Source organism: Halobacillus sp. Nhm2S1 (assembly GCF_019599545.1).
GTDB lineage: Bacteria > Bacillota > Bacilli > Bacillales > Halobacillaceae > Halobacillus.
Window position 1 is genome coordinate 855,250 of record NZ_JAIEZV010000001.1, and the last position, 17,581, is coordinate 872,830.

Sequence of the window (17,581 nt, forward strand, 5' to 3'; positions counted from 1 at the left end):
GATTGCTCACCTCTTTAAAAAGTTACTCCAGCGTGAAGGATACAATTTGCATAGGGGGTGATCTCCCCTGTCCGCACCACCGCTTTGGCCTGTTTCAACTGATCTTTGAGTGCTTCATGAGTGAGAGAATCCATTTCGCCAAACCACTCGTTCATCCCTTCATGAACAGAGGGGTTCTGCTCCATTTCCTCTGCAACGGTGACTCGTTCGACAACCATTTCTTCTTTCAATACCTCCACGACGTCAAGAAAAGAAGGGACCCCCTGTTTTAAAGAGAGGTCGATCTTTTTCACTCCGTCCGGCACGGGAAGCCCCGCATCCGCAACAACGATCGTATCAGTGTGCCCGAGATCTGCAAAAACTTTGGATAGATGACTGTTCAAAATGCCATGTCTTTTCATTCCGTAAGTCCCCTTTCTACTTCTTCCCGCCCAGGCATGCCGCCTTGGGCTCCAAACCCTGTAACGGACAGGGAAGCCGCTCGATTCGCGAAGCGCAGACTTTCTTTCAAGTCCATCCCTTCGGCTATTGCTGTTCCGAAGGCGGCATTGAATGTATCCCCTGCACCCGTGGTGTCTATGGGTTTCACAGGAAATGACGGAACGAGCACCTCTTCTTTCCCATCAAAATAGCGGACGCCCGCTGCTCCTTCCGTAATGAACAGCTTATTTGGATGTTTCTTTAATGCGGTAGCTGGTTCTTCTCCATGAAAAAGGAGGGCAGCTTCATGTTCATTCGGCGTAAGGTAACTCACTTGTTCCACCACCGTATCAGGGATTTCCCTGGCTGGTGCCGGGTTCAATAGCAAGGGCACGCCAAGCTCCTGGCACAGCTCGGCTGTTTCAATCACGGTTTCTTCAGGGACTTCCTGCTGGATCATCACAAGGTCACACGTTTCAATGAAGTCTCTCTTTTCCTTCACATAGGCAGGAGTGACGTGATCGTTGGCTCCTTTGACGACAACGATGCTGTTGTCTCCTTCCGCTAAAATGATGTGAGCCGTTCCACTCCTTTCATGTGTAACCGGTTCCACATAATCCGTCTGAACGCCATTCGATTTGAAATTATTTAAGATCGCTTCCCCGTAGGCGTCCTCTCCTACTCGGCCGATCATATACACTTCTGCTCCGAGACGGGCGGCGGCAACAGCCTGGTTCGCCCCTTTGCCTCCAGGTACTGTTTCAAAAGATTCACCAAGAACCGTTTCGCCCGCGCCCGGACGCCGGCTGGATGTCACAACTAAATCCATGGAAGAGCTGCCGATCACAGCTATTTTAGGTTTTCTCATACGTTTCATTCCTTTCGTGTCGTCTTTCGTTCTACTAATTCCACAGGCATTTGAATGGTTTGTTCAACACCTGGTTCTTTCTTTATCGTCCGTATCAACAGCTTTGCCGCTTCCCTTCCCATTTCATAGGCGGGCTGGCGGATTGTGGAAAGAGTCGGATAGGACAAACGGCTCTGTGGAATATCGTCATAGCCGATGATTTGTACATCCTCAGGAATACGCTTTCCACGTTCCATAGCCTCATGTACGATCGCGATCCCGACAATGTCGTTACTCGCAATAACTCCATCTGTATCTGAGAACTTATCAAACAGTTCTTCTGCCCATCCCTGTGCCTCTTCGAAAGAATAGGAGGTCGTGGACAGTACAGAAAAATCAACATCTGCCCGACTCAGCTCTTCGATCGCTCCTTGGAAGCGGTCCTGGGCGGGCTTGATATTGGCCGGTCCTTTCACGAGCGTAATCCTCTCTGCCCCTTTTTCAACAAGGGTCTTCGCTGCTAAGCGCCCACCCTCTCTTCCATCCGCGTAAACCGCTGGATAGTTTTCCGACGCCCGGTCCAGGAGGACGAGTGGCAGATCCAGAGCCTCATAAATTTTATAATCAACATGATTGGTTGCTGTAATAATTCCGACCACATTATTCTGGATGAACGTTTGTATATATTCTAATTCTTTTTGAATATTTTCATCACTATTCCCGAGCAGAAGCCGATATCCAGCCTGGCTCAGTTCATCTTCCACACCTCTTGCCAGCTGTGGAAAGAACGGGTTCGTAATATCAGGTAAAAGCAGACCGATCAGACGGGACTCCCTTTTATAAAGAGAACGTGCCACTTCGTTCGGACTGTAGTTCAATTCAGAAATGGCTTCCATCACTTTCTTTCTCGTATCTGCTCCAACATAGCCATTATCGTTTAACACACGTGAAACGGTAGCCACTGAAACGCCTGCTTCACGTGCAACATCTTTGATTGTTACCATACGTTCACCTCTGTGTGTAACCGGTTACAGATAAAGTACCACATCTTTGTAATCGTTTGCAAGAACTTTTTTATAGAGATGGGACATGTTTGATCATAAAACTGATATGATGAAACTCACAACCTATGAAAAGGAGCTCTTACATATGCTACGTGCCATCATTTTTGATATGGATGGAACCTTGTTCCAGACAGAAAAAATCCTTGAAGTATCACTTGTAGAAACGTTTGATCACTTGAGAGATTCCGGTGAATGGGAAGGAGAAACACCTCTTCAAAAGTATAAGGAAATCATGGGTGTTCCTCTCCCTACGGTGTGGAAAACCCTGCTCCCCCATCACTCGGAGGAGATCAGACACCAGGCAAACGTCTACTTTCTAGAAAAACTCATCCTTAACATTCAAAAAGGGAAAGGCGCGCTCTACCCTCATGTTGAAGAAACCCTTGAAGCGTTGCATGAAGAAGGATACTCCCTTTACATAGCCAGCAACGGTTTAATACATTATTTGCAGGCCATCGTCGAATACTATCGTCTGGATCGCTGGGTGACAGAAACGTTCAGTATCGAGCAGATCGACTCGTTGGACAAAGCAGATTTGGTGGCGGCCATCCAGGAAAAATACGACTTTAAACAAGGCGCAGTTGTCGGAGATCGCCTCTCAGATATACAGGCCGCTGAGAAAAATGGTTTAACTTCCATAGGCTGTCGGTTTGACTTTGCTCAAGAAGCTGAACTTGCTGAAGCCGATCATGTCATTGACGACTTTCCTTCACTGAACGAAGTGATACGAGTCATTGAAAAGTTGCACGTTTGACGGATGCATAAAGAAAGCAGCTACCCTTGTCACAGGCAGCTGCTTTTTTATTGGATATCTGTAAATAGACCGCTCAAGTAATCAAGGTTCTCCTCTGTTCGTGCGTAAAGATACATGTCTCTTTTAAAAGGATTGTCTTGAATCGGTAAAAACACGACGCCCCGATATTCCACTTGTTGAACCATCATCTCCGGAAGGTAAGCAATCCCCATTCCAAGTGATACCAACCCCGCCATAGCGTGATATTGGGATTCTATCACTTCACCTGTGAATTCATACTCACGCATGACCGTCCGCACTTTTTCAGATAAAGGCCCCTCTGTCGGGATGATTTGAGTTTCCTCTAAACATTCCTCTAGCGTGACGGCCTGTTTTTCTGATAATGGAGAGGTTACGGGGATGGCAGCTATAAAGTGATCGGTGAACAAATAGGAGGACCGCAGCGTCTTATACGAAGGTGTATCCTGGATAATAGCTGCATCAATCTCGCCTTTCTCAAGTAATGGAAGAAGATCTTTACTATCATCTTTAATGACTGTCACATGAAGGTTCCCTCTTACCAGCTTATCGTAATACTTGGGCAGATAATAGGAAGTAAGCACAGGTGTAGAACCAAAACGGATGTGATCTTCATGGGACTGGTATTGTTTCACGGTTTGATGAATATGCCCGAATAACGGCGTCAGCTCCTCCACCATCCCTTTGCCTTTTTCCGTCAGCTCTACACCATAGGAAGCTCTGTTGAAAAGGGAAAAACCAAGCTCTTCTTCCAATTTTCTCATCTGTTTACTCAGTGCCGGTTGAGAAATATACAAACTTTCTGCTGCTTTCGTAAAACTCCGTTGTTTGGCGACTTCGATAAAGGCGTTTAATTTCTGCAGCATGCTCTTACCCCTTTTCTGTATTTGTAGAATATCTCTATTATAACCTCAGGTTATGATGGTATGACAATTCGATTGTTACTACTTCCTCCGGTTTCTTTTATCCTGAGAATAGAAGAAAAAAAAAGGAGGACGGAAGGATGAAAACCTATCTTTTATTAGGAATCTCCATTTTGTTTGAAGCTGCTGGGGCGACGGCGATGAAATATTCGGAAGGCTTTACGAATGTCACGGCCAGCCTTGTCGTCATTTTCTGCTATGCTCTTGCCGTTTCCTTCTATATATTTATTACTAAAAATCATGAAATCGGGATGATCAACGCCTTATGGTCGGGCGGTGGGACGCTGCTTGTCACATTATTAGGAGTTGGTTTGCTGGGGGAATCGGTGACGATGTCCAAACTTCTCGGACTGACGTTGATCCTGGCAGGAATGGTGGGATTGACAGTACCAGGTAAAGAAAGGAGTGTATAACCATGGGTTATTTGATACTTTCTCTAGTATTTGCGACAATCGGCAACATTTCTGTGAAATTATCCTCCGGTTTCAAGCGGCTTATCCCCAGCATAACAGCCTTCGTTTTCATTGGAGCATGCCTGTATTTTCTCACGCTGAGTGTCCAGACAATCGAAGTCGGCATTGCTTATGCCATTTGGAGCGGGGTCTCCATCATGGCCACCACGATCTTTGGAATTCTACTTTTCAATGAAAAAGCAAGCCGAAGAAAGTTCCTCTTTATCATTCTCATTATGCTTGGCGTGATGATTATTAAATAAAAGGAGAGAAGGGTTCCTGCAAAGGCACTCTCTCCACTTTGATGGAAGTCATTCTTTTTTTCGTTCAATAATGCGATCCACTTTTTCTTCCACTCTGTCCAGCTGACTCTTCCTTCTTTTTATCGAAAAGAAGATCGCAACAACCCCTATGATCACGCCGATAAAAATAGCAAAAAACAAAAGTTGTGCGATCATATCCCCTATAACGAAACTTCCTGCATTCTCCACTTCCAAACTCCCCTTTTATTTCTATCGTTATTCTATGTACTCCAAATCCAGTGTCTCTTCCTTTTCTCCCCATTCAATCGTAACCTGGATCTCGTGATCTTTTCTGGTCACCGCACATCCAGAGCAGTAGTTCCCCATTTTTTGAACCATCCCATCGTTCAACAAAACGTAATCTCCTCCTCCACCGCCTGTAGGACGATCCAGGGTGTAATCGATATGTTCAGGAGCTTCACCTTCTCCTATATACGTGATGTGTACACCAGTCGATTCACGATCTTCCGATTGGACATCCGCTATGTATTCTACCTTCCAATTTTCGGTTTCTTCTTGAAAGTGCAGGGTTTTCTGTCCAAGACAGCCTGTTAAAAGGAAAGCAAAGCTCAGCCATGTGATAACCCCCGTCTTTTTCATAGCACATCTCTCCTTCATTTATTCTATTGTTTCCTACCTACAACCCTTAGAAGATACGTTCAGCCGAGGAAGGTAATTTTCTCACCTGTTTTAAATAACGCGTCATGTTTTCGTCCTCGTCCCCTCGATACGTGTAAGAGAACTCATCCGCTACACGATGCGCCAGCGTGCGGAATAAATGACCGGCGGCAAACAGTGCATCCCAGATGTGTTCCGGGTCTCCATCCGCATAAGTCGCTTCATACATCGTCCAATATTTTTCAGGCAGGAGCTTCTTAAAATAATTCCCGGCCTTCCCTGTCGACACCTGAAAATCTGTCTGGATCCCAATATACCAGGAAACCATCTGATCCAAGTCCCTGCGGATGATACACTCCAGCATGAACTGCGCATAAGGTATTTCCTCGCGCCACAGGCTTTTCCCTACGTTCTGCTGACACCACCAGAAGTTATTGCAGCGAGCGAGATACTCCTGTTCCGTCGGCTTCTGCACATGATAATCTTCATCTGTCGCATCAGGAATTTCAGGGAGACAATCCTCCTTATCCAACAAAGGCACCGTAAGCTTGTCCTCCCCGTAGTGCTCCTGCATATGCGGAAGGGTTTCGATATGTAAATCGATCCGGTTGCCATCCGTAAAAAGCATCAAATAACCATAAAAGTCCACAAAGTCCCCATCTGCACCCTGATCATTTTTATCCGGTTCCTGCATCATCAACCGCTCACCGAAGACATCCACCCACCCCTCATCTTCCAAAAAAGAAGCCGTTTCCGTTACAACGTAGACAATGTCGTAATCCTGAAAAAGATCTTTTTCCAGTATGGGATTTGTTCTTGAACCGTTCATGTAAACCACACGAATTCGTTCATCTTTCTCAGCAACAGTCAAAAGTAAATCCATCATTTCCTTTTCTGACCGCATCCTTTGCTCCCTCCCCTTTATTCTTTTTCCCTCTACCCTTCCAAACAATTATTACCATTTTATCACAATAGATTAAGAGATTTCATATGTCCTTCAACTCAAGACCATTCATCAGTTAAACAAAAAAATAAGCAAGCCCATGGGGGCCTGCTTAACATTAATCATTAAGGATTCATCGCAACAGTAGCCGGCTGGGCGACTGCTTTTACAGCTTCATATGCATTCATGTAACCGGCACCTACTTCATGATAGTCATAACCAGACATAAGGTCGGCCGTACCCTGAAGAACACCCAGCGCTTCTGCAGGAGAAAGGTTTGGCGCTGCTTCTCTCATCAATGCAAGTACCCCTGACACATGAGGAGTTGCCATACTCGTCCCACTGGAAGTCGTGTAGTACAAGAGGTTCTCAGGCTCAATATACTGAATATCTGTCGTAAAACCAAGGGTATTCAAAACTAACCCTGTGGAAGACTTTGTTGCTATAATGTCCACCCCTGGCGCTGTAATATCCGGATGTAGAAGCTGGTCACCTGATACTCCTCTCGAAGAGAAATCAGCCAATTGACGGTCCTTTGTTCCTGCAGCTACTGAAATGACCCACGGAGCTGCGGAGTAAGGATTTAATGTATTTTCCTCAGGCCCTTCATTTCCTGCCGCAAACGTCACGATCATCCCTTTGTCGTGAGCCACCTTCGTTGCTACATTTATTGGATCATCAGCCGCGTATTCCCCTGTCGTTCCCCAGCTATTGCTGATAATATCAATCCCATATTCTTCCTGATGTTTAATGGCGTAGTTTAATCCTTCCAAGGCCCAAAGAATATTGATACCTTCTCCGGTGCCTATCCCGACGAGTTTAGCGTCTGGAGCCACACCCGTGTACAATCCATCGCTGGCTTCCCCAAGCCCGGCAATGGTACCGGCTACATGGGTTCCATGTCCCGAGGAAGTATCCGTATTCAAAACATTTTCCAAATATAAACCTTCCTCACCAAAGCTCCCTCCACCGACCAGCATTTTTACGTTTTGTATAACTTTAGATCCGTAAGGGAGGTCCGGGTGAGTTGCATCAATGCCGCTGTCAATCACGGCTACGGTCGTCCCTTTCCCCGTGTACCCAAGATCCTTCCACACAGCTTCAGCCCCTATCAATTTGCGACTATCCTTCATTTTGTATTCCAGACCTTTATTTTCGTAGATTGAAAGAGCTTCTGTCGGGCTGCTCAAAAGGTTCTCCAATTGAAGTGCCGTTCCTTTCACACCTACTATAGGCAGTTCACTATATTTCTTTGTTGTCAATCCCAGACTTTTCAACAATTCCAATTCTTCCGTTCCGGGCTCCTCTTCATAGGTGACAACGGCCTCTAATAAGACAGTATCCTTGACCTTACTTAACGTATTCCTTAGCAGTTCATCCACTTTTACTACGTTTTCCTGGGCTGAAACTGACCCGGATGTTACCATAGCCAGCAGTACAACAACTACACTTAAAATGTATCGCACTACGTTGCCTCCTCTAATGATTCGTCTCTATTCAAGTATATCGGTGATGATCCGACTTTTGTATTGGGAATGTTCAGTCTATTTAACCTATGTAAAAGAGTACTTTACCCCCTCTCTTTCCCAACAAAAAATAAAGGACCTAGGAATCTTAATCTCTGTACTATCATTCCATAAGTCTATGAAGAAGAGTATAGTAACTATAAAACACAAAAAGGATGTGGTGAATTTATGGATAAATCGAACTTACAAAAATTAGAAGAGAAGCACCTCCAACTAAGTGTACGAAGATCATCTGAACACTTGCATGAGATATTGGCGGATGATTTCTGGGAGATCGGCAGCTCTGGTATTCCGTATGACAAGGAGTTCTGTTTAGAACAAGGGGTGGTCCTGTCTCATATGACGCTTCATCATTACGAGGTCCAGACCCTGTCAGAGGATATGGCCCTTGCCACTTATTATGTCGAAGACACAACGAGAAACCGGAACACTCTCCGCAGTTCCATTTGGAAGAAAATCGATGAGCGCTGGCAATTATATTTTCATCAAGGAACCATTACACACTTACATAAAGATGAGTATAAAAGAAAGGCGTGGTCTTTGATTGTGTCATCACCTTCCAGTCAAAAGTCCTTTTTCAAGCCAAGTACGTTTGTGTACTTTAAGTGATGGGTACACCATAGGAAGAATTTTGAAGGACGGGAGGTTTCTCTATGAGTTCAAAAACCCTTCATTCTGATCCAAAACACACCTTAAAGCGCAGCCTATGGTCCGGAGTCCTTTTCGGAATCGGCCTTGCTGCTTTTATCGATGAAACGATTTTCCACCAACTGCTAAGATGGCACCACTTTTACGATCAATCCACCACCGACATCGGGCTGATATCCGACGGTTTGTTTCACGCGTTCAGCTGGTTCGCAACCATTGGCGGCCTGTTTCTTTTGGCCGACCTGAAAAGGAGGTATGGCTTGTCGTCGAAGCAATGGTGGGGCGGCGTGCTGCTTGGGGCAGGCTCCTTCCAGTTGTACGACGGGATCATCCAGCATAAACTGATGCGGCTGCATCAGATCCGTTATGTAGAAAATGTGATCCCTTATGATCTGGTGTGGAATCTATCCGCTGTCGTTATGATTGCTGCAGGTCTATTCCTTCTCAAACGCACCAGCAAAAAAGGAGCCCCTTCCGATGCATGAGGCGCATGCGGACGGAAGTGGGCTCCTGTTTGACTTGACTTTGTCGTTCCCTTTCCTCTTAGCCATTGGCTTGTACATAGGAGCGGGCTTCGTCTCTAATCGTTCTCCTCATTTACAAAAATGGCCGACTTGGCGTTATGTGTGCTGGTCCATCGGGGTCCTGTGTGCAGGGTTGGCTGTCATCGGCCCGCTCGCTGACCAGGCGCGCATCGATTTTCGCGCTCACATGATGGGGCACTTACTTTTAGGCATGCTCGCCCCGCTCCTGCTCGTCCTCGCCGCACCGGTCACCCTTGTGCTAAGAACGCTTCCCGTTTCCGCTGCAAAAAAACTGACCTTTCTTCTGAAAAGTACTTATGTACGTGTTATCAGCCACCCGATCTCTGCATCCATTCTCAACATAGGTGGATTATGGGTGCTCTACACCACAGATTTATATCACATGATGCATCAAAGTTTGTGGATTCATGTGCTCGTCCATGTGCATGTGTTCCTGGCCGGTTACCTTTTTACAATGGCCATGATTTACACCGAACCTGTCGCTCATCGCTACAGCTACCTTTACCGGGCCATCGTATTCATCATCGCTCTTGCCGGCCACGGAATTTTGTCGAAATACTTGTATGCTTCACCTCCCGAAGGAGTTAGCCAAAGGCAGGCAGAGGCAGGGTCCATGCTTATGTATTACGGAGGCGATGCCATTGATGCCGTTCTTATTTTCATCCTCTGTTTGCAGTGGTATAAAGCCACTCAACCGGATAAGAGCATCCCAGCTAGTCAATGAAAAGCCCTACCACGTTTGATCCAGCCTCCCTGCATAAAAGGATATGGCTTTTCTGTACTTCTTCATCCAGGGGCTATCCGCATGAGAACCAAGGACGGTCAGCAGTTGTTTCACAGCTTCTGGCGACTGTTCCAAGTTGTATAAGGTCATCGCGTGGAAAACCTTAATCGCGGGATTGCCTGAAAATTCCCGCGCTCCCTTTTCCAGGACTTCCCTCGCTTCATGATACTTTCCCGTGCACCGAAGACTGCTTCCCAGCTGAATATAGGCCTGGGTTCTACGATCGCCTTGAATTCCATGGTCGATGGCTTTTTCATAAAACGGAATGGCTTCCCGCTCCATCCCCTGTGCATCATGGGAGACCGCACACAGGTAATTCACCTCTGCATTTTCCTCATCCACTTTCAGATGATCCAATGCTTCCACTCTTGCTTTCTCAAGCTCTCCTTCATCCAACAATAATTGGATTTGATTCATGTCATCCCCCCTTCCTTTATAAACGAATGGATATATCCTCAAATCAGCCGATAAACCAACGATAGACTTACAGCTTCTGCAAGTGATCGATCCAAGCATCCAACCGCCTGCGATCTCCTGGTCCCTCCAGAAGCTTATCGTAAATCCTGTACCCTTCCTCATCGTGTTCCCGTAACCAGTTCAATGATTTTTTCGGTCCAAGGTACCACCGTCCGATCATCTCAAAATAAATCTCAAGGCTTTCCTTCACAAGCCAGTGAAAGCGATAGCGCCCCTCCATATCCCCTTTTCTCGAACGTATCTTCATCTTCGTCAGCCAATCTTTCAAAAACTGCTTCTCCTTCGGCTTCAAAGATGCCGGCCCCTTCTGGAAGATGGAATCAATTTCAGACATCCAGGGTTTCGCACGTCCGTGGTCATCAACAAGCACATTGGCGCCATGGACTTTCAAAAAGTTGGCTGGCTCTTCCATCTCTTCGGTTTTATGGACCCATACATCCAGGAGCTTCCCGCTGAAAGTTTCCACTTTGTTCTGTGTTTCCAGTTCATCGGAAAAACCGATCAGGTCGACATCACTTTCTTCCGTGTAGTCATCCGTCTGGTAGGAACCGTACAAAAATACCGTATGGCACTTGTAATTCTCCCTCATATGCCTGGTTGCTTTTTCTAAAAACAGCTCACGATCCATCATTCATTTCCCCTTTTCCCTCAATTCAGGAAGACCTTCTTAATCGGACGAACTTTCTTTTTCCGACTTGAACGATCGTTCCATCCTGCCCTTGCACCATCTGGTTTGCGTCCGTCACTTTTTCCTGATTGATCCGTACGCCGCCATTCTTGATCATTCTTCTCACTTCGCTCTTTGATGGCAAGAGTCCAAGCTCCTTGACGAGGTCGACGACACTTACCTCCCCATCTTCTTCCCACATCACTTCAGGGATCTCGTCCGGCATCGTTTTCTTTTGAAAAACATTCGTAAAGTGTTCACGGCTTAGACGGGCCGCTTCTTTCCCATGAAGCATTTCAACAAAGGAAGCGGCAAGCTTCATTTTGGCATCCCGCGGGTGAAGCGTCCCTTCATCAAGACTCCGTTTCACGTCCTGCACTTCTTCGATAGATAACGGTGACACGAGCTCAAAATATTTCATGATCAACGCATCAGGAATCGACATCGTCTTTCCGAAAATGTCCTGCGGCCGCTCATCCACGCCGATGTAATTGCCTTTCGACTTCGACATTTTCTCTACACCATCAAGCCCCTCCATTAACGGCATCAGCAGGACCACTTGTTTTTCCTTCCCGAAGTGCTCCTGCACATGACGGCCAAACAACACATTGAATTCCTGATCGGTTCCACCGAGCTCGATATCTGATTCTAAAGCATACGAGTCGTATCCTTGCATGACGGGGTAGAAAAATTCGTGAAGGTGGATCGGTTTATTCGCTTTGTACCGGTTATGAAAGTCATTGCGCTCGAGCATCCTCGCAACCGTCACCGTACTCGCGAGTTTCAGGACTTCTGAGAACCCTACTTGAGAGAGCCACTTCGAATTGTAATGGAGCTCCACTTTTTCCATATCCATCACTTTGCCGAATTGCTCGAAGTAGGTCCTCGCATTGTGCTCCACTTCCTCATCCGTCAATGCGGTCCGAGCGGTCGCTTTCCCCGTCGGATCCCCGATTTTCCCGGTGAAATCACCGATGATGAGCTGGATCGTATGCCCGAATTCCTGGAACTGTTTCAGCTTATTCAAAACAACCGTATGACCGAGGTGGACATCCGGTGCCGTCGGGTCGAGTCCCAGCTTCACTTTCAGAGGCTGTCGGTTTTTGATCGACTTTGCGATCTTGTCTTTAAACTCTTCTTCCGGAATGATGGAGGATACACCATAAGATAGAACCTCCCATTGCTTTTCCAATTCTTCTTTTTGTACGTCATTCAATTGTTCATTCATCTTACAGCCCTCCCATTTTAGAATACAAAAAAGACACGCCCCCTCATGGGACGTGTCTTCATCACGCGTTACCACCCAAGTTGAAGACGAATCTATTCATCCTCCCCTCAAAAAGATAACGGATTTACCGTCTTCCACTACTCACCTGAGTTTTCGTAAAAGAAGCTCCAGAAGGTAATTCATGACGAGATGTGTATCGACTCGCAGCAACCGTCGACTCTCTGAAAACAGGGATCTCTTCACTACTGAATTTCTGTCATTGCCGTAGGTATTAAAGTTAGGATTATGTTACGCGGTAAGGAAGAAGATGTCAACGCTTTTGTCTGAATCTTTTATATTTTGACCTTTTTTATGTGGTCAATGTTATCCGTTTATTCTTTCTACTCAAAGGAAAGATCGACTAATAAAATAAACAGACAACAGGTAAATAAAAACTTAAAAAGTCTGAGCTGCACCCTTTGCCCTGTCAATCGCATGTTCTCTAATCTCATCCGCCTGGTCCGGATTCGCTGCGTGTCCTTCAACAAAAATACCATCGAAGGACGGGACGCCGAAAAACTGCATGACAATGTTCAAATACCGATGCCCCATCTCCATTCCTGCCGCCGGTCCTTCCGAGTAAATTCCCCCGCAGGCCTGAATGTGGAAGGCTTTTTTATCTGTGAGCAAACCAATGGGACCCTGCTCTGTATATTTAAATGCTTTGCCCGCTACGGCAACCGAGTCGATATAAGCCTTCATCACAGGAGGAAAAGAGAAGTTCCACATTGGGGTGACGAAGACGTACTTGTCTGCAGAGATGAATTGATCACTCAGCTCCCTCAGTCGCTCGACTTTCCTTTTTTCTTCGTCAGAAAGTTCATCACCGGATTGCAGTTTCCCCCACCCGCTGAAAATATCAGCATCAATATGAGGAATGTCTTCTCTGTATAAGTCGATGTGAATAATCTCATCCCCGGCATTCACTTCTTTGTATTTGTCGATGAATGCCTTGCCTACCCTCATGCTGTAAGAGGCGGTCTCGTCGTGTGGATGAGCGGTAATATATAAAACCTTTGCCATACGTATCCTACCTTTCGATTTAAGATAGTATAGTTTGGATAAAAACGACTCTTTTTACTTATTAAATACATAAAAAAAGAATCCGTCCTGATTAGGATGGATTCTTAATAACAGCTGTTACTCCTTTTCAGCTGTAACCTCATGCAGGTAAGGATTAGCTGCTATGTTCTTTCTTGCTTCATCTGTAATCGCAAACTCCTCGTGTGGTACTCCCTCTTGATTTACAGCGGATCGTCCATCGTAGTGAAAAGGTGTGTTTTCCATACGGTCGCCTCCTTTCGTGCTTTTTTCAATAGTTTCCGCTTTTAACAAGCGAATATTCCCAAGTTATGAAAAGGGGCTCTATTCTAAATTTCTCTATGTAAGACTTCGAGCTCGTTGCAAGAACCCCTTTTTTTATCCTAATCAAATGAAAAAAAGGATGATACAGTCACGTCCCTTCCTTTTTATCGTCTTACTAATCCAACTATAAAGTACCAATTTTATCCTTTTTATTCTTCATACTGGAATGGAAATGCGTCAAACATGCGGTCAGGCAATACTTTCTTTAGAACAGAGTGTGGCATAGACACAAGTGTGTATCTATAAACAGGTGTAACTTCGGATAGATGTGGAAGTGATGATGAAGATGAAAAAAGTCGTTTTCATCAATTGGCTCAATCCAAACAGATTTACCTCAAATTGCCGCTATCCTCTGATGGAACCAGTGTTACACTTCACTGTATCTGGATCACTAGGGCAAAACCATTGCTATAGGGCGATACCCTTATTATAATTTGCTTACATAAGTCTTTTAATGAAAAGAAGGAGGTCGGGAAAGTGAAAAAGTGGCTAAAGTATTTATTGTTCGGTCTCCTTGCCCTGATTAGTGTTGGAATCCTCACCTTCATCATCTGGACCCAACAAACGTATGACCCGTCTGAAGAAATGAGTCGTCTTGTCGAAGACACCCACCAAAAAGACGGGTGGGTCGTCCATGAGCCCGAAGATATCGGTACAAAAGGAATTATCCTTTACCCTGGAGCTAAGGTCGAACCAGCTGCATACAGCTATCTGACTCAACACCTGGCGAGCGAGGGATATGTGATAGGGATTCCGGAGATGACGTTGAACTTACCCATCCTGAACGGAAATAAAGCGCAGGAGCTAATGGAACGATACGATAAGGTTGAAGAATGGTATGTGGGGGGCCATTCCCTTGGCGGGGTTGCCGCTGCCTCTTTTGTAAAAGAACATCCGGATGATACAAATGGATTAATTCTCTTAGCTTCTTATCCCACGGAAGGGAGCAGCTTTGCCAAAACGGACACTCCGATTTTATCCATTTATGCTGAGAATGATGGGTTAACGACTGAATCAAAAATAGAAGAAACGAAATCATTGCTTTCGACAGACACGACTCTTTACCAAATCGAAGGAGGTAACCATGCCCAATTCGGTATGTATGGTCCACAAAAAGGGGATCAGCCGGCTGAAATTCCCGCCAAGACGCAACAAGAGATCATCGTCCGGACGATCCATGAGTGGGTCGAAAATCAACCCTGACATTCGAAAAGACCGGAGCTTCCTAAAAAGTCCCCGGTCTTTTTCATCAATGAAAGCCTCCGAACCCTCCGTGGTTCCCTTGGTTCCTCGACTGTTGACGAACTTTGTCCTTCTGAATATCTGCTTGATCATAACGTTTTTCAACAGAGTTACGTTTTTGTTTATTCATTTCATCTCCGTGAAATTTGTTCCTGTTCCATCCGAAAGCATCGCGCAGGAACCCATACAAAAGCGGCACGACCAACAAACCTACAAGTACGAGAACTCCCCACATATGTGAAACCCTCCTTTTCGTCTTATTACAAGTACGTAAAACCACCAGGAAAGGTTTCAATGCTTTTCTTTTTTCGTTAAAGTGTCCGTTTTAATGGTCCGTATTATCCCCGCAAAACTATGCATCCTCCGGGTTAATAATCGCAAGGACTTGATGGTCTTCCCACCTTCCATTGATCTTTACATTTTTCTTTGCTTTCCCCTCTTTGTGAAAGCCCGCTTTCTCAAGCACACGAATGGATGCTTTGTTGTGAGGCATGGCCCCTGCTTCAATCCTATGTAATTGGAGGTGGTTAAAAGCATATGAGACAAGAAGTTTCACAGCCTCTGTCGTATAGCCTCTCCCATTATAATCCTGATCAAGAAAATAACCGATGAACGAACTTTGTAATGGTCCGCGGATCACTTGAAAAAGATTGACCGTTCCTATTAGCTGATCTGTACCCTTCTGGAAGATAACGAAAAAGTAAACTCTCTAATATAAACCGATCCCCCGTTGATCACATTCCGTCACCTCCTCCAGGTCCCCCACGAAAGCCTTTTTCTCGTGCCACTGCGCGTTCCACTTCTTTTTCCTGCTCTGTTTTCCGAACGGGAGGCTGCCCTCTGCGCTTTTTGGTCTTTTTCCTGTCCAAGAAAATCATAAAGGCAATGAACAATACAAGAAACAGTCCCCACATAATGTTTGCAAGCATCCAACCTCTCCTTTCCTATGCTGAACTTAGAACATTCATATCTCATTCTATTATTTCAAAACCTATGCACTCCTTCAATGAAGACGCCACCTTACTGGTGACGTCAGGATCATTTGATGTTTATCTTGTCTTTACTGAGAACATAAACCTCATATTTATCGTCTCTAATCGGGGTTGTTTTTTCTCCGGTTTGTATGAAGAGGTCAATTTCCTCTCTCATTTCTTCAGCAATCTCCATTGAACTTTCACTTGGGTGATCAAGAGAAGTTTTAATTTTGATTTGGAGTGGATATGGATGAAAAGAGTAAGCAAAACCTGTCACTGGATATTCTTCCGATTCCATCATTGCCTGGGCAATATCGTTCACCGCTCCCGTTTCTTCCCACCGTTTTTCCTGTTCCCTCGCTTTCTTTTCTACTTGACGAATGTCGAGTTCTGGTTTTTCGTTATATACCCGCCCCTCTTCCAACATGATATCTTCCAAGAGACTTAACCTTGTTTCTGTTTCTGGAACAATGACATTGATATAAACCCCTCGAGTCGGGTTCATCTGAACTTGGACCGGAAACATAAGCTCAAAATTTTCTTCTTGCAGTCGTGCTATTAACTTTCCTTCCAGTTCCTTCGTATTTTTGTGGAACTGTTCCATTTCCTCTTCGGTCACATCCGACTGGTAGACTCTTTCTTCAAAAGGCTTCACTGAGACCGAATAATTATCAAAACCGTTCTCTTCTAAATGATCCTCAACAATGGTTTGGATTTTCCGTTTCCCATCCTCCATATCAATCAGTTCAACGATGACTTCCTTATCATCCTTACTGACCTGCATGTTTCCGATCCGATACCCCTCTTTTCCAATCGACTGGTGGGCCTCATTGAAAAATGTCTCCATCCGCTCCATGCGATCTTCTTCCTGTTCGATAAACTGACTGATATAAGGAATTTTTGCAACGACGTGCTCCATCCCGGGTTTAAATAATAATCCACCCAGCAAAAGCACGACGACAGCAAAGGCCATCCAAAAGCGTCCAATCTTTCTTTTCCTTACAGACCCCGGGCTTTGTAAACGTTCTAATACTTCCTTCTGGCGCTCTCTTTCGAACTTCATCTGGTTGACCTTTTCAGGATACTTCCATCGGTTACTCAAAGACTTCTCCCCCTTTCAACATTCTCTTCAAACTATTCCTAGCCCTGTGCAGCCTTGTTTTAACTGTATTCACATTGACATCCAACAGCCTAGCAATTTCCTCTACCGATAATTCTTCGTAATAAAAAAAGATGATGACTTCTCTCAACTTCACAGAAAGCCTTAGCACCTTTTGAAAAAGAACCTGGCTTTCCTCTTCTTTTAACATTTGCTCACTTATACTGTTCGTTTCCTCTCCTTTTTCTAGCTTCACTGGCTCAAAAGGAATCAAATTCCGGAACGACCAGCTTCTCACATGGTCTTTGCAATGATTGACTGTTATGCGATACAACCAGGTTTTGTAGCTCGATCGGTGTTCAAACGTATGTAAATGCTGATAACAGCGAATAAAAACTTCCTGCGCCAAATCCTCAGCTAGCTGCCGGTCTTTCACATAGGTAAAAGCAATTCTTACGACCATGGCACCATAGGATTCCATCAAGTCGACTAAAATCTCTTTATCTGTTCTTCCCTGCATTTGTTCCTCATTCATAAGCTCCCCCCTTTTGTCATTATCTTGGACGAAATGGTTTATGAAGAGGTTCCATAAAATTTTATGTGCTCATTTGAAGGCTATTCTTTTTACATATATGAGGAATTTTCT

General features: G+C 45.1%; 24 protein-coding genes, 1 pseudogene and 1 other annotated feature. Of the genes and pseudogenes, 7 read left to right on the forward strand and 18 right to left on the reverse strand.

Translation table 11 applies throughout. The features are described from left to right. Nucleotides 1-14: 14 nt before the first annotated feature. From rbsD to K2225_RS04335, 3 genes are read right to left on the reverse strand one after another with little or no spacing between them, the layout of a single operon-like run. Nucleotides 15-401, reverse strand: a complete 387-nt coding sequence (gene rbsD, locus K2225_RS04325) for a D-ribose pyranase (RefSeq protein WP_220583632.1) — start codon at nt 399-401, stop codon at nt 15-17. After that, complete coding sequence (rbsK, locus tag K2225_RS04330; RefSeq protein ID WP_220583633.1) at nt 398-1,288, reverse strand: ribokinase; 891 nt, start codon at nt 1,286-1,288, stop codon at nt 398-400. Before rbsK ends, rbsD begins: the two co-directional genes overlap by 4 nt. Nucleotides 1,289-1,293: 5 nt before the next feature. Next, nucleotides 1,294-2,271 carry a LacI family DNA-binding transcriptional regulator gene (locus tag K2225_RS04335; protein ID WP_220583634.1) on the reverse strand — a complete coding sequence of 326 codons (978 nt, stop codon included), beginning with the start codon at nt 2,269-2,271 and terminating at the stop codon, nt 1,294-1,296. Nucleotides 2,272-2,416: 145 nt separating this feature from the next. On the opposite strand from K2225_RS04335, the gene K2225_RS04340 reads away from it, so the two are divergent. Further along, entirely contained in the window at nt 2,417-3,085 is a 669-nt protein-coding gene (locus tag K2225_RS04340) for an HAD family hydrolase (RefSeq protein WP_220583635.1), read from the forward strand. A 47-nt stretch (nt 3,086-3,132) separates the two neighbouring features. On the opposite strand, the gene K2225_RS04345 is transcribed toward K2225_RS04340, so the two are convergent. Further along, a complete protein-coding gene (locus K2225_RS04345) occupies nt 3,133-3,969 on the reverse strand; it encodes a LysR family transcriptional regulator (protein ID WP_220583636.1) in 837 nt (278 codons plus the stop codon). Between the two features lie 137 nt (nt 3,970-4,106). On the opposite strand from K2225_RS04345, the gene K2225_RS04350 reads away from it, so the two are divergent. Further along, complete coding sequence (locus K2225_RS04350) at nt 4,107-4,439, forward strand: DMT family transporter (RefSeq protein WP_220583637.1); 333 nt, start codon at nt 4,107-4,109, stop codon at nt 4,437-4,439. Between the two features lie 2 nt (nt 4,440-4,441). Continuing rightward, the gene (locus tag K2225_RS04355) at nt 4,442-4,741 is read left to right on the forward strand and encodes a DMT family transporter (protein ID WP_220583638.1); all 300 of its coding nucleotides are present in this window, start codon (nt 4,442-4,444) and stop codon (nt 4,739-4,741) included. Nucleotides 4,742-4,789: 48 nt separating this feature from the next. Here the strand turns inward: K2225_RS04355 and K2225_RS04360 are convergent, their stop codons facing one another. The 4 genes from K2225_RS04360 to K2225_RS04375 form a co-directional block, all read right to left on the reverse strand. Beyond that, nucleotides 4,790-4,969: a hypothetical protein gene (locus K2225_RS04360; RefSeq protein WP_220583639.1), complete on the reverse strand. Its 180-nt coding sequence runs from the start codon at nt 4,967-4,969 to the stop codon at nt 4,790-4,792. Between the two features lie 27 nt (nt 4,970-4,996). Further along, nucleotides 4,997-5,380, reverse strand: a complete 384-nt coding sequence (locus K2225_RS04365; RefSeq protein ID WP_220583640.1) for a hypothetical protein — start codon at nt 5,378-5,380, stop codon at nt 4,997-4,999. 46 nt (nt 5,381-5,426) lie between these two features. After that, nucleotides 5,427-6,302: an aminoglycoside 6-adenylyltransferase gene (locus K2225_RS04370; protein WP_220583641.1), complete on the reverse strand. Its 876-nt coding sequence runs from the start codon at nt 6,300-6,302 to the stop codon at nt 5,427-5,429. 164 nt (nt 6,303-6,466) lie between these two features. Continuing rightward, a complete protein-coding gene (locus K2225_RS04375; RefSeq protein WP_220583642.1) occupies nt 6,467-7,807 on the reverse strand; it encodes a S8 family peptidase in 1,341 nt (446 codons plus the stop codon). A 228-nt stretch (nt 7,808-8,035) separates the two neighbouring features. On the opposite strand from K2225_RS04375, the gene K2225_RS04380 reads away from it, so the two are divergent. The 3 genes from K2225_RS04380 to K2225_RS04390 are packed head-to-tail and all read left to right on the forward strand — an operon-like array spanning nt 8,036 to nt 9,784. Next, nucleotides 8,036-8,476, forward strand: a complete 441-nt coding sequence (locus K2225_RS04380) for a nuclear transport factor 2 family protein (protein ID WP_220583643.1) — start codon at nt 8,036-8,038, stop codon at nt 8,474-8,476. A 44-nt stretch (nt 8,477-8,520) separates the two neighbouring features. Then, entirely contained in the window at nt 8,521-9,000 is a 480-nt protein-coding gene (locus K2225_RS04385; RefSeq protein ID WP_220583644.1) for a DUF2243 domain-containing protein, read from the forward strand. Then, a complete protein-coding gene (locus K2225_RS04390) occupies nt 8,993-9,784 on the forward strand; it encodes a cytochrome c oxidase assembly protein (protein WP_220583645.1) in 792 nt (263 codons plus the stop codon). Before K2225_RS04385 ends, K2225_RS04390 begins: the two co-directional genes overlap by 8 nt. Nucleotides 9,785-9,790: 6 nt before the next feature. Here the strand turns inward: K2225_RS04390 and K2225_RS04395 are convergent, their stop codons facing one another. The 5 genes from K2225_RS04395 to K2225_RS04415 form a co-directional block, all read right to left on the reverse strand. Continuing rightward, nucleotides 9,791-10,261, reverse strand: a complete 471-nt coding sequence (locus K2225_RS04395; protein WP_220583646.1) for a tetratricopeptide repeat protein — start codon at nt 10,259-10,261, stop codon at nt 9,791-9,793. A gap of 67 nt (nt 10,262-10,328) precedes the next feature. After that, on the reverse strand, nt 10,329-10,949 hold the full coding sequence (locus tag K2225_RS04400; protein WP_220583647.1) for a nucleotidyltransferase domain-containing protein: 621 nt from the start codon (nt 10,947-10,949) through the stop codon (nt 10,329-10,331). A gap of 25 nt (nt 10,950-10,974) precedes the next feature. Then, complete coding sequence (gene tyrS / locus K2225_RS04405; protein WP_220583648.1) at nt 10,975-12,216, reverse strand: tyrosine--tRNA ligase; 1,242 nt, start codon at nt 12,214-12,216, stop codon at nt 10,975-10,977. A gap of 43 nt (nt 12,217-12,259) precedes the next feature. Further along, nucleotides 12,260-12,485 (reverse strand) — a binding site (T-box leader). Between the two features lie 166 nt (nt 12,486-12,651). Further along, on the reverse strand, nt 12,652-13,278 hold the full coding sequence (locus K2225_RS04410; protein WP_220583649.1) for an FMN-dependent NADH-azoreductase: 627 nt from the start codon (nt 13,276-13,278) through the stop codon (nt 12,652-12,654). Between the two features lie 117 nt (nt 13,279-13,395). Then, the gene (locus K2225_RS04415; protein WP_220583650.1) at nt 13,396-13,542 is read right to left on the reverse strand and encodes a hypothetical protein; all 147 of its coding nucleotides are present in this window, start codon (nt 13,540-13,542) and stop codon (nt 13,396-13,398) included. Nucleotides 13,543-14,097: 555 nt separating this feature from the next. Here K2225_RS04415 and K2225_RS04420 point away from each other — a divergent pair. Next, a complete protein-coding gene (locus K2225_RS04420) occupies nt 14,098-14,823 on the forward strand; it encodes an alpha/beta hydrolase (protein WP_220583651.1) in 726 nt (241 codons plus the stop codon). Nucleotides 14,824-14,869: 46 nt separating this feature from the next. Here the strand turns inward: K2225_RS04420 and K2225_RS04425 are convergent, their stop codons facing one another. The 5 genes and pseudogenes from K2225_RS04425 to K2225_RS04445 all read right to left on the reverse strand — a co-directional run bounded on the left by K2225_RS04425 (nt 14,870) and on the right by K2225_RS04445 (nt 17,470). Beyond that, complete coding sequence (locus tag K2225_RS04425) at nt 14,870-15,097, reverse strand: hypothetical protein (RefSeq protein WP_220583652.1); 228 nt, start codon at nt 15,095-15,097, stop codon at nt 14,870-14,872. 117 nt (nt 15,098-15,214) lie between these two features. Then, nucleotides 15,215-15,565, reverse strand: a pseudogene (locus K2225_RS04430) (GNAT family N-acetyltransferase); the annotation flags it as partial. A 31-nt stretch (nt 15,566-15,596) separates the two neighbouring features. Continuing rightward, nucleotides 15,597-15,791, reverse strand: coding sequence for a DUF2298 domain-containing protein (locus tag K2225_RS04435; RefSeq protein ID WP_220583653.1), 195 nt, complete (start codon nt 15,789-15,791; stop codon nt 15,597-15,599). Nucleotides 15,792-15,900: 109 nt separating this feature from the next. Further along, the gene (locus tag K2225_RS04440) at nt 15,901-16,938 is read right to left on the reverse strand and encodes a hypothetical protein (RefSeq protein ID WP_220583654.1); all 1,038 of its coding nucleotides are present in this window, start codon (nt 16,936-16,938) and stop codon (nt 15,901-15,903) included. Beyond that, nucleotides 16,931-17,470 carry a sigma-70 family RNA polymerase sigma factor gene (locus tag K2225_RS04445; RefSeq protein ID WP_220583655.1) on the reverse strand — a complete coding sequence of 180 codons (540 nt, stop codon included), beginning with the start codon at nt 17,468-17,470 and terminating at the stop codon, nt 16,931-16,933. Before K2225_RS04445 ends, K2225_RS04440 begins: the two co-directional genes overlap by 8 nt. Nucleotides 17,471-17,581 lie beyond the last annotated feature (111 nt).

What these genes read in the sequence shown, in the direction of transcription:
- K2225_RS04380 (WP_220583643.1), top strand. Translation starts at nt 8,036, where the DNA reads ATGGATAAATCGAACTTACAAAAATTAGAAGAGAAGCACCTCCAACTA.
- tyrS (WP_220583648.1), bottom strand. Translation starts at nt 12,216, where the DNA reads ATGAATGAACAATTGAATGACGTACAAAAAGAAGAATTGGAAAAGCAA.
- K2225_RS04425 (WP_220583652.1), bottom strand. Translation starts at nt 15,097, where the DNA reads ATGTGGGGAGTTCTCGTACTTGTAGGTTTGTTGGTCGTGCCGCTTTTG.
- rbsK (WP_220583633.1), bottom strand. Translation starts at nt 1,288, where the DNA reads ATGAGAAAACCTAAAATAGCTGTGATCGGCAGCTCTTCCATGGATTTA.
- K2225_RS04435 (WP_220583653.1), bottom strand. Translation starts at nt 15,791, where the DNA reads ATGCTTGCAAACATTATGTGGGGACTGTTTCTTGTATTGTTCATTGCC.
- K2225_RS04335 (WP_220583634.1), bottom strand. Translation starts at nt 2,271, where the DNA reads ATGGTAACAATCAAAGATGTTGCACGTGAAGCAGGCGTTTCAGTGGCT.
- rbsD (WP_220583632.1), bottom strand. Translation starts at nt 401, where the DNA reads ATGAAAAGACATGGCATTTTGAACAGTCATCTATCCAAAGTTTTTGCA.
- K2225_RS04340 (WP_220583635.1), top strand. Translation starts at nt 2,417, where the DNA reads ATGCTACGTGCCATCATTTTTGATATGGATGGAACCTTGTTCCAGACA.
- K2225_RS04370 (WP_220583641.1), bottom strand. Translation starts at nt 6,302, where the DNA reads ATGCGGTCAGAAAAGGAAATGATGGATTTACTTTTGACTGTTGCTGAG.
- K2225_RS04350 (WP_220583637.1), top strand. Translation starts at nt 4,107, where the DNA reads ATGAAAACCTATCTTTTATTAGGAATCTCCATTTTGTTTGAAGCTGCT.
- K2225_RS04410 (WP_220583649.1), bottom strand. Translation starts at nt 13,278, where the DNA reads ATGGCAAAGGTTTTATATATTACCGCTCATCCACACGACGAGACCGCC.
- K2225_RS04385 (WP_220583644.1), top strand. Translation starts at nt 8,521, where the DNA reads ATGAGTTCAAAAACCCTTCATTCTGATCCAAAACACACCTTAAAGCGC.
- K2225_RS04400 (WP_220583647.1), bottom strand. Translation starts at nt 10,949, where the DNA reads ATGGATCGTGAGCTGTTTTTAGAAAAAGCAACCAGGCATATGAGGGAG.
- K2225_RS04390 (WP_220583645.1), top strand. Translation starts at nt 8,993, where the DNA reads ATGCATGAGGCGCATGCGGACGGAAGTGGGCTCCTGTTTGACTTGACT.
- K2225_RS04415 (WP_220583650.1), bottom strand. Translation starts at nt 13,542, where the DNA reads ATGGAAAACACACCTTTTCACTACGATGGACGATCCGCTGTAAATCAA.
- K2225_RS04445 (WP_220583655.1), bottom strand. Translation starts at nt 17,470, where the DNA reads ATGAATGAGGAACAAATGCAGGGAAGAACAGATAAAGAGATTTTAGTC.
- K2225_RS04395 (WP_220583646.1), bottom strand. Translation starts at nt 10,261, where the DNA reads ATGAATCAAATCCAATTATTGTTGGATGAAGGAGAGCTTGAGAAAGCA.
- K2225_RS04355 (WP_220583638.1), top strand. Translation starts at nt 4,442, where the DNA reads ATGGGTTATTTGATACTTTCTCTAGTATTTGCGACAATCGGCAACATT.
- K2225_RS04345 (WP_220583636.1), bottom strand. Translation starts at nt 3,969, where the DNA reads ATGCTGCAGAAATTAAACGCCTTTATCGAAGTCGCCAAACAACGGAGT.
- K2225_RS04365 (WP_220583640.1), bottom strand. Translation starts at nt 5,380, where the DNA reads ATGAAAAAGACGGGGGTTATCACATGGCTGAGCTTTGCTTTCCTTTTA.